We start from the raw sequence: 12,835 nt of genomic DNA on the forward strand, positions 1-12,835 counted from the left end.
CTTTACCCCAAACAAAAAGAGATGGCACTGGTGCCATCTCTTTTTGTTTGGGAATTAATTCCTGCTTTTAATTTTTTACGAAGCATTTGCAATTGTTTTTTCTTTTGGCGTTGGCGTGCTGAGCCACCTTTACCTTTATCGTTTCTACCTTCTTTGCGTGGTGATTCCCATCGCTTTAGTCTTTGGCTCATTATTGTTTTTACCCATGAGATTGAATTTGTTGAAGATAACTAAGCATTCACTGAACTACGAATTATGAATTGATAATTCGTAATTTAATATACTTTAGCTCACATAGGAATTACTATCACTCTTTAGAATGAGCGTGTATGGCAACAATACGCCTCATTTAGGCTAAATTTCAAGCTAATTTTTGTTTAATTTCTTCAGGATTTCTAAATCCGATCGCGATCGCCTTACCATCTTTAACAAATAAAGGTCGCTTTAATAGCATCGAATCTTTGGCATAGGCTTCAATCCATTGAATATGTGACCATGTTTCTTTTTCAGATCCAAGCGATCGGTATGATTGTCCAGAGGTATTTCGCAATACTCTTTCTCCTAATGCATGTACCCATTCAGCGATCACAGTTCGAGTTGGGGGATAGTCTTTAGTGTTGATAAATTCGTATGCAATTCCTTGATTGTCTAACCAAGCGATCGCTTTTTTGCAAGTCCCACAATTGGGTATGCCATAGACTTGAATAGACATAAATTTACTCAGATTATGACTTTTTAAAAAACATAGAAATATGAAAGCCCACTCCTTCAGCGGTTTTGGCTATCTATAGCTATTGTATGGCAATAACTTAATTAAGCCCAAATAAATGGAGGCAACGCGAAGCACTGCCTCCATTTATTTGGGCTTGGAGATCGAGGATTGCGATGATCGCCCTGCAAAGATCTTTTAGTCTTAACTACTACCTTCCCACCTAAGAATTAGTGGTGCGGCGCTTCGCACCGCACCACTAATTCTTGGATTTTAATGTCTATTTTTAGACTGGGAAGGGAGTAATACCAATTCACGAAAGTGTTGCCACACTTTCGTGAATTAAAAAACAAACCCAGTAAGGGTTTTATAGTTGTCGCCATTTGTACTAGGACAAATCAAAACCCAGAAGACGAGTTGCGGCGCTTCGCGCCGCAACTCGTCTTCTGGGTTTGTATCCTAACAAGACTAGTGACAACTATAAAAACAGAAAATGGCTACGCCATTTTCTGTTTTTGTATAAGACATAGTTACTAGGTTATATTTTTAAATAGTTTGCTGACCCACCACCTTCTAGACATATTCATGAAACCAATCGTCAGTCTTCTACATACCTCTAGCTACGAAACTGCATCACTGATAACAGCACTAGAGGCAGTACTTGCACCCCTAGGAGGTATGTCCAACATCGTCAAAACAGGCGATCGCGTTCTCCTCAAGCCCAACTTACTCACAGGCTCACGACCCACTAAAGAATGCACCACTCGCCCTGAATTGGTGTACTGTGTCGCTAAAATGGTACAAGAAGCAGGCGGGAAGCCATTTTTAGGAGATAGCCCTGCCTTTGGTAGTGCCAAAGGAATTGCTAAGGCGAATGGCTTGCTACCCCTTGCCGAAGAATTGGGCTTACCAATTGTCGAGTTTCATGGCAAACGCTACGAAACCGAGGGAGAAGGTGAACTACAACATTTGCGTCTCAGTAAAGAAGCGATGGAGGCAGATGTGGTAATCAACTTGCCTAAGGTCAAATCACATATGCAACTGACCCTAACCCTCGGTGTCAAAAATCTATTTGGTTGCGTCCCAGGCAAGATGAAAGCTTGGTGGCATATGGAAGCTGGTAAAGATGTCGAACGATTCGCGCAAATGTTAATCGAGACAGCAAGAGCAATTAATCCTGAACTGACAATCCTTGATGGTATTGTCGGGCATGAAGGGAATGGTCCTAGCGCTGGAGAACCAAAAGAATTAGGTGTTTTGGCAGCTTCCTGTGATGTTTTTGCGCTGGATCGCGTTATGGTGGAGATTCTTGGAGTTAAACCTCTCGACGTGCCAACGGTTGCAGCCGCCATCCGCACAGGACTTTGTAGCGATCTTGATGCTATTGAGATCATCGGCGATCCGATCGCTCAATTGCAAAGTAGCGATTGGAAACTACCAGAAACGATGATGGCGATCGACTTTGGAATGCCCAGAGTCCTGAAATCGACCTTTAAACATCTCTATATCAAGTTCATCAAAGAACCGCTCAGCACCTATGCCCGCACTTAACAGCCCACCGCTAATCTTAGTGGTCGAAGATGCCCCTGACAACCAAGTTTTGGTGGAACAGGTGTTTCAAGATTCAGGCTATCGCGTCACTTGCATCCAAGATGGTCAATCAGCGCTAGATTGGCTAGTAACTAATCGTCCTGATCTGATTTTGCTAGATTTATCTTTGCCAGAAATCGATGGATGGGAAGTAGCTCGACAACTCAAAGCAAGCGATCGCACGGCTAATATCCCCATAATTGCTGTCACGGCTCATGCAATGAAAGGAGATAAAGAATCGGCGATCGCCTCTGGTTGTGATGATTATCTGACAAAGCCTTTAGACATTGATTTGTTGGAAGCCTGTGTCAAGCAATGGCTAGATAAGCAATAGGGTTAGAATATTACTCTTTTAACACTCTACTTTGTGCTTAAGCAGCCTAAAACAAAAGCTTATACTTATCTGTAACTTAGACTAAGATCTAGACAGCGTTTTAAAATTTCACTTAATATTTCACTTAATAAAATAATCCATTTATTCATCACTATGGGCGAGGCTTTGCGTCACTCATATTAATCAAACTATCAACTTATAAAATTCAGGAAATTGTTTTATGTCTGGTCGCGTTGGAGTAATGCTATTAAACTTGGGAGGTCCTGAAAAGTTAGAAGATGTCTATCTTTTCTTGTATAACCTATTCGCTGATCCAGAAATCATTCGCCTCCCCTTTCCCTTTTTACAAAAGCCGATCGCCTCATTGATCGCTGCTAGTCGCGCCCCCATCAGTCAAGAAAATTACCGCATGATTGGTGGTGGCTCACCGTTGCGTCAGATTACTGAGGAGCAGGGTGAAAATATTGAAAACGTTTTGCAGCGTCATGGAGTTGATGCCAAAGTATATGTTGCCATGCGTTACTGGCATCCCTACACCGAAGAGGCGATCGCCCAAATCAAGCAAGATGGCATTACGCGCCTTGTGGTGTTGCCTTTATATCCACAATATTCCATCAGCACCAGTGGTTCGAGCTTTAAGCAACTTGATGCACTTTGGGAAAATGACCCCGAACTCCAAGCGATCGAGCGAATTACAATTAAATCTTGGTATGAGCGCACTGGCTATATTCGTGCCATGAATCAATTGATCGAGGCGAAATTGCAAGATTTTGCCGAGCCTGAGAATGTGCATATTTTCTTCAGCGCTCATGGCGTACCTGTGAAATATGTCACCAAATATGACGATCCCTATCAGTCAGAAATGGAAAACTGTGTTGATGGCATTATGAAGTCTCTGCGCCGAGACTATCAACGCTATAACGCGCATACCCTCGCTTACCAAAGTCGTGTTGGTCCCGTTGAATGGCTCCAACCCTATACCGAAGAAGCAATTAAGAATTTAGCAAAGCGAGGCATTAACGATCTTTTGGTTGTGCCAATCAGTTTTGTGTCGGAGCATATTGAGACTTTGCAAGAAATCGATATTGAATATCGTGAAGTTGCCGAAGAAGCAGGGATTCACAACTTTGAGCGTGTTCCTGCTCTAAATAGTCATCCAATTTTTATCAATGACCTTGCGGAATTGGTAATGGAATCACTCGGTACAACTAAAGCGACAGCGATCGCGGCTTAAAAGAGAAAGGGCGCAAAGCGCCCTTTCTCTTTACAATCCTGCAAACCATTCATATCCCTCATCTACCCAGTAACCTCGGCGTTGTTGAACAAGCTCATTGGTAAATGTAACGCGAATTACCCATTTTGATTGCTTGTAACCAAGCTTAATTGGAGAAGCTAGGCGCAGAGGCGCGCCATTCTCAATTGGAATGTCTTGACCATTTTTTTGATATGCGAGTAAAGTTTGTGGATGTAAAGCTGAAGCAATATCCCAACTTTCATAATAATTATCGGCAGATTCAAAATAGACATAACGCGCTCCTGCTTTGGGCTGGACTAACTTCGCTAAATCGTATAGACGCACTCCTCCCCACTGCACGATCGCTGCCCAACCTTCCACACATACATGACGAATTACCATCGATATTAGAGGTAGCGATCGCACATCGTTCATGCTCAATTGCATGGGATTATTTACCGCTCCATCTACTATCAATTTAAAAGAAGTGGGATTGATTACAGGTGTGGTATCAAAAGAATTAATCAATAAAGCATTAGGCTCAATCGCACTAATTGGATATTCTGGGGCAGGAGTCTTCGCTTGAAAGATCAACTCTTCAATACTTTGATTGAGAGGTTCAAATAAAGAGCGAACTTTATCTGATTGTTGATTGAGTGGCTTAAAAATAGGACTCACTCTCGATCCAGAATCTCCACAACTACCTAAGAGTAAGCCCATGCCTGATAGACTCGCATATTGCATCAACTGACGACGAGAAAATCGATGGTGCTGAAATTTGTCAAATTGCATTTTTGTCATCCTAATCAATCTCTTGAGTAATTCTTTAACAGCTACTAGTAGTTATCTAGAGGGGATGATATGCGGCGAGTGCCGCACATCATCCCCTCTAGATAATTAACTAAATAAACATCGAGCGAATCATTTTTAAACCACCCACTTTCAACGATAGAAATATATGGGCGATCGCAAAAATCAGCACAATGGGAATTGTTAAAAAATGAGCAACACGGAGATTTTGCCAACTACCAAATAATCCTGAAATCCATGCAAACTGTACAGGTTTATACATACATAACCCAGAGAGAATAGCTAACAGCAGAATCGGAATGATTGCAGTATATGCAAGACGATGCCAAGCATAATTTTTGCGCTTAGGATTTTTGGCTTGGAGGGCTTGAATATCTTTCTCAGAGGCAAAACGATGCTTCCATCGGCGCGTGATAAAAATATAGATTCCATAAAAGAGCAAGCTCATGGAGAAAAGCCACATGGAAGCAAAATGCCAATTGCGACCTGCTCCTAGCCATCCGCCCAAGAGTAACTCTTTAGGAAAACGCCATCCTGCACGTCCTCCAAATACAGGATTAGCGTTATAAATTTGCAAACCACTAGCTGTCATTAGGATTAATGCAATCAGATTAATGGAATGGAACGACTTCACAAATATGGCTTGTTTGGGAGCGGGAGCAGTTTTTGGACTCATAACAGGAACCTTGACTTAGTGAATTTTGGCTGCTAATTGTCATAAGAATCTATTTTTGGTGCGGCTTCACCGCACCAAAAATAGATTCTTACAGATCTAATAATGGAGGGAAGAAAGGTGCTAACCAAAGTTGGATTTGGACATCCCAACCAAGAATAATAGCGATCGCAGTCATGGAGATCAGTAAGCCACCGATTTTCTGTAAAAGCTGGCTGTGAGAACGTAACCGCAAAAAAGACTTACTAAAATATCGACTAGCGTAAGCGATGATCAACATCGGAATACCTGCTCCAAACCCGTAGAACAATAGCAGAACGAAAGCACTAAAAACCTGCTGTTCAGCCACCGCTAAAACGAGAATACTACCTAAAACTGAACCCGCACAGGGAGTCCATAACAAACCTAGTTGCGAACCTAAAATAAATTCTCCCATCAGGTTGACTCTATTTGGCTGCTTAAACTTCGGAAGTGGCAACTTGGATAGCAACAAATAATTTAACTTGGGAAAAATTGAGAGAATCCCTAAAATCAATAGGAATGCGATCGCTGTAATCCGCATAAAATTTGCTAAGTCTGTTAGCCACATGCTAGCTATACCCAGCAAACTACCAGCGATCGCAAATCCACTCATAGTTCCTGCGACCAAGGCAGCGGGGCCGTAGCGATGGGTTTGGAGCGAGCGCCCAATCAGGATAGGCAAAATGGGCAAAATACAGGGTGAAAAAGCTGTTAATAAACCACCCAAAATCGCTAAGGCGATCGCTAAAGGAGTGAGTCCCATCGCGGTTATCCCAATAATTGTTTAATTGTTTGTTCTGTTTGTGTGTAAGCGCCTTCGCCGATGTGATCATATCGTAAATTGCCTTCGCGATCGGCTAAATAAAGATGCGGCCAATATTCATTTCCATAGGCTTTCCAAGTCTTGAACTCGTTATCCAGAGCCACTGTGTAGTTAATGCCATGTTTCTGCATGGCATTTTTGATGTTGTTCACATCTCGCTCAAAGGCAAACTCTGGTGTATGCACACCAATTATCTTTAAGCCCTTAGCAGCATACTGTTCATGCCATCGCGTCACATAGGGTAATGTGCGCTGACAGTTGATACAGCCAAAAGTCCAAAACTGAATCATCACGACATTTCCCTTTAAGTCTTGAATTGACAAAGGATTAGAATTTAGCCATGTGGAAATTCCTTGAAATTCTGGTAGTTTTTGGCTACTCGACTGAGCAGAAGCGATCGCCTCATCAGGATTACTAGATTTAGTCAGATCAGACACAGGAATTATTTCTGTAGATGTTTTAGGAACAATTGGGTTAGAGATTTTTGAAGAGCCAATTTGAGTGGCGATCGCTGCACTTCCTACTCCCAAAACACCTAATCCTGCATAGGTTAAAAATCGACGACGACGCAATAAACTCTTGTCCATATTAGCCTCAAGACAAAGGAGCAAAGCCAAAAGTAGCATTAAACTTGCGACACCAAACCGCTATGGATTGGTAATTGTCGATCTGAATATCCTTAGGTATGGCATAGCGTTGCTTTCCATTGAAACTCTTCAGTGGAGCAATCAATGTGTAGTCTCCTTCAGCGATCGCATAGTCAGGGGGCTTGGATACGTTCAGAATATTTGGCGATCGATGCAAAATCACAAATAGGTCAGGACCATTCTCTGAGGTCTTAAAAGTTTGGTCAAGTTCAATAAAATGGTTTCCATTTTCCTGAATAATACTTGCCTTGCCATTAGTAGTATGCTCACCACTGATAAAGCTACCAGAACGCAATTTGGTATTGGCTTTTGTATTAGTTTCTTTAGAAGTAGCGGCAACTGGTGTGGAACTTGCTTCTGCTTGAGAGGTTTTGGGGATGTTGGTTGGAATAGAAGAGCATCCCAACACTAAAACTACAGCCGCAGTGGCTAGACTCAGATTTTTTATAATCATAAATAGATAGAGATTCTGTTTGTAATTTACATTAGGAGCAATTGATGAATTGCTCCCCAATTTTGTAATTAGTCTATAGTTCTTAACTCAGTAAAGATGAGAACTAGACTATTGCTTGGGAGCTTCCGCAGGCTTCCCATCCTTCATAGCATCGCTTTTCATGGCATCACTTTTCATAGCATCGCTCTTCGTCGCGTCATTCTTCATTGCGTCATTTTTCATGGCATCGCTCTTCATTGCATCGCTAGATTTATCTTTCATAGCATCGCTCTTCATCGCGTCATTCTTCATCGCATCGCCAGACTTATCCTTCATCGCGTCGCCTTTCATGGCATCATTCTTCATGGCATCGCTCTTCATCGCGTCGCCAGACTTGTCCTTCATCGCGTCGCCTTTCATGGCATCGCTCTTCATCGCGTCAGCAGGCTTTGCCGCAGGAGTAGATTGAGTTGCGGGAGTTGCCTCAGGTGTGGTGGATGTGGCGGAACATGAAACAATTCCAGCAGTCAAAGCCAAACCAGCAATAAGACCAATAAATCTGTAGTTCATCGTTGTAAGCTCTCTTCCAAAAAATTGATATCAAGTAATCCCTTCGAGGGTTACTTATTGGATATACGGATGAGTTAGCAAATTGGATGAAGTAATTTTATAGCTGTAGCCATTTGTACTATGACAAATCAAAACCCAGAATACGAGTTGCGGCGCTAAGCGCCGCAACTCGTATTCTGGGTTTGTTTCCTAACAAGACTGGCGACAACTATAAAATAAATCTCTACACTCAAATTCAACCCTCAAAAGATTTTTTGAAAGTCTTGCAAAGCAAAACTTTCAAAAAATCTCTTGGGGGTCGTTTGATCGATAATTGCTAAACTTCCCCTTTCATAACCATTTCGCCTGTGGGTTCGGGCATATCTTTATTTGGCTCAATCGTAATAATTAATGTTGTAGACTGCTTAAGAGCGCTACCTAGCGGCACTTTCATAAAGACCTTGCCTTGTTCATCAGGACGAAACTGAGCGCAATCAACCTTTTTGCCATCAACGATCGCCCAAAGCCGATAACTATTATCTTGAGGAATGGGCATCAAATTCTGAATGCTGATCATCGCAGTTTTTTCAGTTGGCGCAATCATTACACTTCCCGAAGCAGCAGGAATTGCTCCCATGCCCTTAAGAGAGATCATCCGATTGTCCGCACCTTGCAACATGGCAATGGTTTGGCGATGTTTTTGTAATTCGATTTGATTAGAGGCGATTTGTTGACGCATTTGATAATTGTCAAAGCCAAGCGCTATTAGAGCGATCGCCCCAATACTACTTAAACCAATCGTTGCTAATTTCCAAATATTTCTGCGGTGAGGCGATCGCTTGATTGATGCTACAGAATCTATAGACGAATCTAAAGGATCTGCTAATAGAGCCTCAACATCAGTGGGAATAGCTGCCGCCGCAATGCGATCGCGCAGACTACTAGCTGGATGAGTTTCACTTAAGCCCAGCGGAAGCATCGCTAACGTTTCTTGCAAATGATCGATTTCTGTAACTATTTCTGGATGCTTTGCAATAAGTTGATGCATCTCGGTTACTTCTTCAGGTTCGAGATCCCCTAAAACATATCCTGCTAATAATTCTTCCCATTCACGGGGATATTTATTTCGTGGTGTTGTCATAATAATCACTCCAAAGCATCCTGCAAACTTTCTCTCAATCGAATCAATCCACTTCTCGCCCAAGACTTTACTGTTCCCAAAGGAGTATCTAAAACTTTAGCAATTTCAGTTTGGCTCAGTCCATCAAAATATGCCATTTCTAATACTTGGCGATGTTTTTCAGGCAACTTGGCTAGGGCTAATTTTACTTTTTCTGAACGTTCAGTAAGTGACGCATTTTCCATGAGTGATGAGTTTCTGATGTCATGTTCTGAAGAAATGCTCTGTTCCCATTTTTGAAGATGCTGTTGTTGCGATCGCGTTTTGCGAATACGATCAATTGCTCGCGATCGGGTCAAGACTGACAAAAAAGTGGTGATTGAACCTCTTTTACTATCGTAGGTACTATTCCGACTTAGCAAAATAAATATCTCTTGGGTCAGATCTTCCGCTTCTTGCGGGCTACCTAAGATCCTTAAGGATAAACGGTAAACCAACTCACCATAGCGATCGTAGAAGATGCCAAAAGCTTGACTGTTTCCCGATCGCCAAGCTTGCAGTATTTCTACATCGGTTTGCTCGGAGAGTTTCATAGCGAGAGTAAATAAGCATCATTACTATACATACGCATCCTAAGCCAGAACGGATGAGTTATCAACCTTAGTCTTGCGCTCAAGTGCGGGTTAATCACCCGAAAGTTATGGGTTAACTTCTTGCTCTTTCCAATTTCCTTGCCCATCCCGTAGATAGATCCAGCGATTTTGGGGCGTACCTCGTAATTCGAGGCGATCAACTTCAATGGGTTGTAGCAATAGTAAACAAAAAGAAGCCAGTGGTTGCATAGGATTTGGTGGGGACACTTCGAGAAATTCAACTCGCGGCTCTCTTGGATGCGCCCATGTAAACTGCGTTCTTGCAGGTTCTGAAAGAGCTTGCCATGCCTCTACGCGCACTTGCTGTAGTTCTAAATCTGATTCACTATCAATTAATAGCAGTTTGCCAAGTATCCGAAACTGAGATCGCGTTTTTGTGAAATACCAACTTATCTCCGCCCAAGGGTTTGCGGCTATTTGCTCAATCTTTTGACTACGCGCATCGGTCACGATTTTTAGACAGTCTTGAAAGCGATCGCTATTTTCGAGAAACCCACGAAATACAACGGTGCGGTTGCGTGGACGCTGCTCCAAATCAATCGTGGCAAGTTGTAAAAAACGTGCTTCGGGTTGGTTGCGGTGCTGATGTAAGCTTCGAGCTAGATGCGATCGCCACATAAAAAAATGTTGCAGAAGTGATGAGAGGGTTAAGTTTGCTAAGCCACTTGTATAGTCTACCGATGACTAAAACAGACATCTAGTTTAATGACAATCTGATCTAATCCCATAGTTTTTACTTTAGTTTCTCAATAATTATTTTATAAGTAGCTAGGCATAATTAATTACAAACCAAAACCCATAGAGTTGCGCCCCGCAGGGGCGCAACTCTATGGGTTTTGGTAATTTATTTTGCACAGGTACTTATTAGGCGATCGCCCGTGATTCTGTTGTCAATACTAAGGTCGTTTGTCAGTGTACTCAGGCGAATGAAGCGATCGCCTAAATCAAAACCAAAATACACTCGCGATCTCTTGGCTGCTTTAAAAATTACGGATGTTTTTTTGGGGTGGTTATGCGATCGCATAGCCTGATACTTGACGAATATAAACGGGCTGAAAACCGATGACGATATCTTCTTTTGGAACGCATTTTTCGACGAGGGATTGACCAATATCGAGTTCGGTATTGTTGATTTGAATCCAAATTTTGCCATTTTTAATATCTAAGTGCATGGAACAACCGTAAACTCGTGTTTTTTGATCCCATCCCACTCCTAATACTTGATAGTGATCGTGTTCTGTATCCGATAGAAACTGCATCTCGATCTCGCCATGAGAGGGATTAACTAAACAGACGGATCTCTAACCAATCTGGAAATATGCTCTCCCAGTCTGGTGAAGTGTTTGGAGTTCATCGTCAGCAATACATCCACATTAGCCTTCAGGGCAGCTTGAGCAATAATGGCATCATAAATTCCACCACCTGTAATCTTTAATCTTGCTACATTTCGGATAATTTCTAGATAATCGCTACTTTCTAAATCAACGGGATGAAAAGATTCAAGGTTATTTACAATTACATCATGAACTTGTTGTGAGCTAAGCGGCTGGGCTAAGGGTAGCCGTGTCATCACGGCATAGAATTCGGCGATGGAATGTGTGGAGATATAGCCCTGAATGCTTTTGCCTCTGGCTTGCTGTATTCAAGGGAGACTGATGGCATGATTTGGATGAGCTTCGATTGTTGCAGCAACTAAAATATTAGTGTCGAATAGTACTTTCATCATTACATCAGGTCGTTGATTCTTTCTTCTCGGACAAAAGATACCCAATCAATTTCTGGTAATGGATTTTGGCTTTTAAGCACCATGAAACCGTCAATATGTTTAAATGGATCTTGATTTATTGCGGTGGTTGGTAATGTGATTTGTGCTTGGGATTGGAGAAGATTTAAAAAGCTAAGTAACTGTGAGGCAAAGCTTTCAGGAGATTGCTCGATTTCTTGGATTAGTTTTTCTTTGATTGTCATATTTTTTCTCCTGTTATCTTTCGCTTAACGTGTCACATTAATCGCATAGTTCATCAAGGTTCTTTTTTGCATAATCAACTGTAACTTGATACATATATTTTATTTGCCTAAGATGCTTTCTTTGAGTAGCTGCATTATATCATCAGGAGAAGATCGCCTAAATCAATACCAAAGTACACTCGCGATCAGCAGAGATATTTTAAACACAAGTAACAGTTTGTACTTTGATATCGACTTGAAGGGTTTTACGCAAAACCTTGAGAATAGCGGTGAGATTATCCATTGTGGGATTTCCTTTTGCAGAGAGCCTTCTATGAAGGCTTTTGCTGGGTTTTGAGGTAGCGATCGCCAGTTCTTCAAATCCGATAGTTGCATTAACGAGATCTCTCAATATGAGTCTTGCGGTTTCTGGTTCACCATTGAGAAAAAGGGAAATAGCTTCGTCAAGTAAAGCAGCAGCAAATGCGGAATCTCTTTGGACTCTGGCATTAACTGTTTCTTTAAAGTCGCATGTTAGGGGTGTAGTTGTCATTTTTTCTTATTACTTTCGCATCAGAGATCGCTCAATAGTCCCAAGGGTTAATGATTGTGATTTGGCAATCTAGAAAGTCGTCAACATTGCGAGTGACGATCGCTGCATTATTAGCCAGACATATAGAGGCAATCAGAGCATCAGCTTGAGCTATTGGTTTACCTTTTTTGCGGCGATCGCTTGTGATTTGAGCAAAACAGTTTGCTGAGTCTGAGTCAAAAAATAAAATCTGTCCTACAAAATCTTCAGTAAACATAGCTTGTGCAGATTCTTGTAAAGCTTTGCTGCGTTTACCTTCTGGCATAATAGCGATACCACCAAGGATCTCAGCTTGGTTAATGCTAGTGGTAAATAAGTTTTCTCTAGGCTGAGAAGCTACCCAAGATTTGACTGTTTCTGAACCTTGCGGCTTCATCAGTTCAGATAGAACGTTGGTATCAAGAACAATTTTCATAGATCGCCCATGTCGAAGGTTGGTAAGGGGCGCATGGGTTCTCTAGGTATTTCAGGGATTTCAAAATCTCCAAAGTCTGCAAAGCGTCTATTAATGGCGGTAGCGAGGTCAACATTGCTTGGCTTTTTTGGGGCTAATACGCTTTTGAGAATTGCTTTAATTTCAAGCTCGATGGTGCGACCATGTTGGGCGGCGCGTTGCTCTAGCTGTTGGGCAATGTCTGGCTCTAGTTGATGAATAGTGATGATTGACATGGCTTGGCTGCTTTAAAAATTACGGATATGT

Annotated in this window: 21 protein-coding genes; 3 read left to right on the plus strand and 18 right to left on the minus strand. The window is 41.9% G+C overall.

All coding sequences use genetic code 11. From position 1 onward, the window contains the following. Positions 1 to 2 precede the first annotated feature (2 nt). Positions 3 to 191 carry a hypothetical protein gene (locus ABM313_RS08885; RefSeq protein ID WP_434687367.1) on the minus strand — a complete coding sequence of 63 codons (189 nt, stop codon included), beginning with the start codon at positions 189 to 191 and terminating at the stop codon, positions 3 to 5. A 170-nt stretch (positions 192 to 361) separates the two neighbouring features. Next, complete coding sequence (locus ABM313_RS08890) at positions 362 to 712, minus strand: Spx/MgsR family RNA polymerase-binding regulatory protein (RefSeq protein ID WP_434687369.1); 351 nt, start codon at positions 710 to 712, stop codon at positions 362 to 364. A 582-nt stretch (positions 713 to 1,294) separates the two neighbouring features. Here ABM313_RS08890 and ABM313_RS08895 point away from each other — a divergent pair. The 3 genes from ABM313_RS08895 (at position 1,295) to hemH (ending at position 3,867) form a co-directional block, all read left to right on the plus strand. Then, positions 1,295 to 2,260 (plus strand): DUF362 domain-containing protein, encoded by a 966-nt coding sequence (locus ABM313_RS08895; protein ID WP_434687371.1) that lies wholly within the window; start codon positions 1,295 to 1,297, stop codon positions 2,258 to 2,260. Beyond that, a complete protein-coding gene (locus ABM313_RS08900) occupies positions 2,247 to 2,633 on the plus strand; it encodes a response regulator (protein WP_434687372.1) in 387 nt (128 codons plus the stop codon). Before ABM313_RS08895 ends, ABM313_RS08900 begins: the two co-directional genes overlap by 14 nt. 220 nt (positions 2,634 to 2,853) lie before the next feature. Continuing rightward, positions 2,854 to 3,867, plus strand: coding sequence for a ferrochelatase (gene hemH, locus ABM313_RS08905; RefSeq protein WP_434687373.1), 1,014 nt, complete (start codon positions 2,854 to 2,856; stop codon positions 3,865 to 3,867). Positions 3,868 to 3,897: 30 nt separating this feature from the next. On the opposite strand, the gene ABM313_RS08910 is transcribed toward hemH, so the two are convergent. From ABM313_RS08910 to ABM313_RS08985, 16 genes are all read right to left on the minus strand, one after another. Next, entirely contained in the window at positions 3,898 to 4,659 is a 762-nt protein-coding gene (locus tag ABM313_RS08910) for a molybdopterin-dependent oxidoreductase (protein WP_434688424.1), read from the minus strand. A 109-nt stretch (positions 4,660 to 4,768) separates the two neighbouring features. Next, positions 4,769 to 5,353, minus strand: a complete 585-nt coding sequence (locus ABM313_RS08915) for a cytochrome b/b6 domain-containing protein (RefSeq protein ID WP_434687375.1) — start codon at positions 5,351 to 5,353, stop codon at positions 4,769 to 4,771. A gap of 88 nt (positions 5,354 to 5,441) precedes the next feature. Continuing rightward, positions 5,442 to 6,134 (minus strand): cytochrome c biogenesis CcdA family protein, encoded by a 693-nt coding sequence (locus ABM313_RS08920; RefSeq protein ID WP_434687377.1) that lies wholly within the window; start codon positions 6,132 to 6,134, stop codon positions 5,442 to 5,444. 5 nt (positions 6,135 to 6,139) lie between these two features. After that, positions 6,140 to 6,781 carry a thioredoxin family protein gene (locus ABM313_RS08925; protein ID WP_434687378.1) on the minus strand — a complete coding sequence of 214 codons (642 nt, stop codon included), beginning with the start codon at positions 6,779 to 6,781 and terminating at the stop codon, positions 6,140 to 6,142. 7 nt (positions 6,782 to 6,788) lie between these two features. Continuing rightward, positions 6,789 to 7,295 carry a DM13 domain-containing protein gene (locus tag ABM313_RS08930; protein ID WP_434687380.1) on the minus strand — a complete coding sequence of 169 codons (507 nt, stop codon included), beginning with the start codon at positions 7,293 to 7,295 and terminating at the stop codon, positions 6,789 to 6,791. A gap of 108 nt (positions 7,296 to 7,403) precedes the next feature. Beyond that, positions 7,404 to 7,844: a pentapeptide MXKDX repeat protein gene (locus ABM313_RS08935; protein WP_434687381.1), complete on the minus strand. Its 441-nt coding sequence runs from the start codon at positions 7,842 to 7,844 to the stop codon at positions 7,404 to 7,406. A 316-nt stretch (positions 7,845 to 8,160) separates the two neighbouring features. Continuing rightward, a complete protein-coding gene (locus tag ABM313_RS08940) occupies positions 8,161 to 8,964 on the minus strand; it encodes an anti-sigma factor (protein WP_434687383.1) in 804 nt (267 codons plus the stop codon). Positions 8,965 to 8,969: 5 nt separating this feature from the next. Continuing rightward, positions 8,970 to 9,536, minus strand: a complete 567-nt coding sequence (locus tag ABM313_RS08945) for a sigma-70 family RNA polymerase sigma factor (protein ID WP_434687385.1) — start codon at positions 9,534 to 9,536, stop codon at positions 8,970 to 8,972. Between the two features lie 105 nt (positions 9,537 to 9,641). Beyond that, positions 9,642 to 10,214, minus strand: a complete 573-nt coding sequence (locus ABM313_RS08950; protein WP_434687386.1) for an Npun_F5749 family FMN-dependent PPOX-type flavoprotein — start codon at positions 10,212 to 10,214, stop codon at positions 9,642 to 9,644. A 226-nt stretch (positions 10,215 to 10,440) separates the two neighbouring features. Next, on the minus strand, positions 10,441 to 10,620 hold the full coding sequence (locus ABM313_RS08955) for a hypothetical protein (RefSeq protein ID WP_434687387.1): 180 nt from the start codon (positions 10,618 to 10,620) through the stop codon (positions 10,441 to 10,443). Continuing rightward, positions 10,607 to 10,855, minus strand: a complete 249-nt coding sequence (locus tag ABM313_RS08960) for a XisI protein (RefSeq protein WP_434687389.1) — start codon at positions 10,853 to 10,855, stop codon at positions 10,607 to 10,609. Before ABM313_RS08960 ends, ABM313_RS08955 begins: the two co-directional genes overlap by 14 nt. A 26-nt stretch (positions 10,856 to 10,881) precedes the next feature. Continuing rightward, entirely contained in the window at positions 10,882 to 11,238 is a 357-nt protein-coding gene (locus ABM313_RS08965; RefSeq protein WP_434688426.1) for a type II toxin-antitoxin system VapC family toxin, read from the minus strand. An 83-nt stretch (positions 11,239 to 11,321) separates the two neighbouring features. Then, entirely contained in the window at positions 11,322 to 11,564 is a 243-nt protein-coding gene (locus ABM313_RS08970; protein WP_434687391.1) for a hypothetical protein, read from the minus strand. 199 nt (positions 11,565 to 11,763) lie between these two features. After that, positions 11,764 to 12,096, minus strand: coding sequence for a DNA-binding protein (locus ABM313_RS08975; protein WP_434687392.1), 333 nt, complete (start codon positions 12,094 to 12,096; stop codon positions 11,764 to 11,766). Between the two features lie 31 nt (positions 12,097 to 12,127). Continuing rightward, positions 12,128 to 12,550 carry a type II toxin-antitoxin system VapC family toxin gene (locus ABM313_RS08980; protein WP_434687394.1) on the minus strand — a complete coding sequence of 141 codons (423 nt, stop codon included), beginning with the start codon at positions 12,548 to 12,550 and terminating at the stop codon, positions 12,128 to 12,130. Beyond that, entirely contained in the window at positions 12,547 to 12,804 is a 258-nt protein-coding gene (locus ABM313_RS08985; protein WP_434687395.1) for a FitA-like ribbon-helix-helix domain-containing protein, read from the minus strand. The genes ABM313_RS08980 and ABM313_RS08985 overlap by 4 nt, the downstream gene beginning before the upstream one ends. Positions 12,805 to 12,835 lie beyond the last annotated feature (31 nt).

This window comes from Pseudanabaena minima str. Chao 2107 (assembly GCF_051131155.1).
GTDB classification, from domain to species: domain Bacteria; phylum Cyanobacteriota; class Cyanobacteriia; order Pseudanabaenales; family Pseudanabaenaceae; genus Pseudanabaena; species Pseudanabaena minima.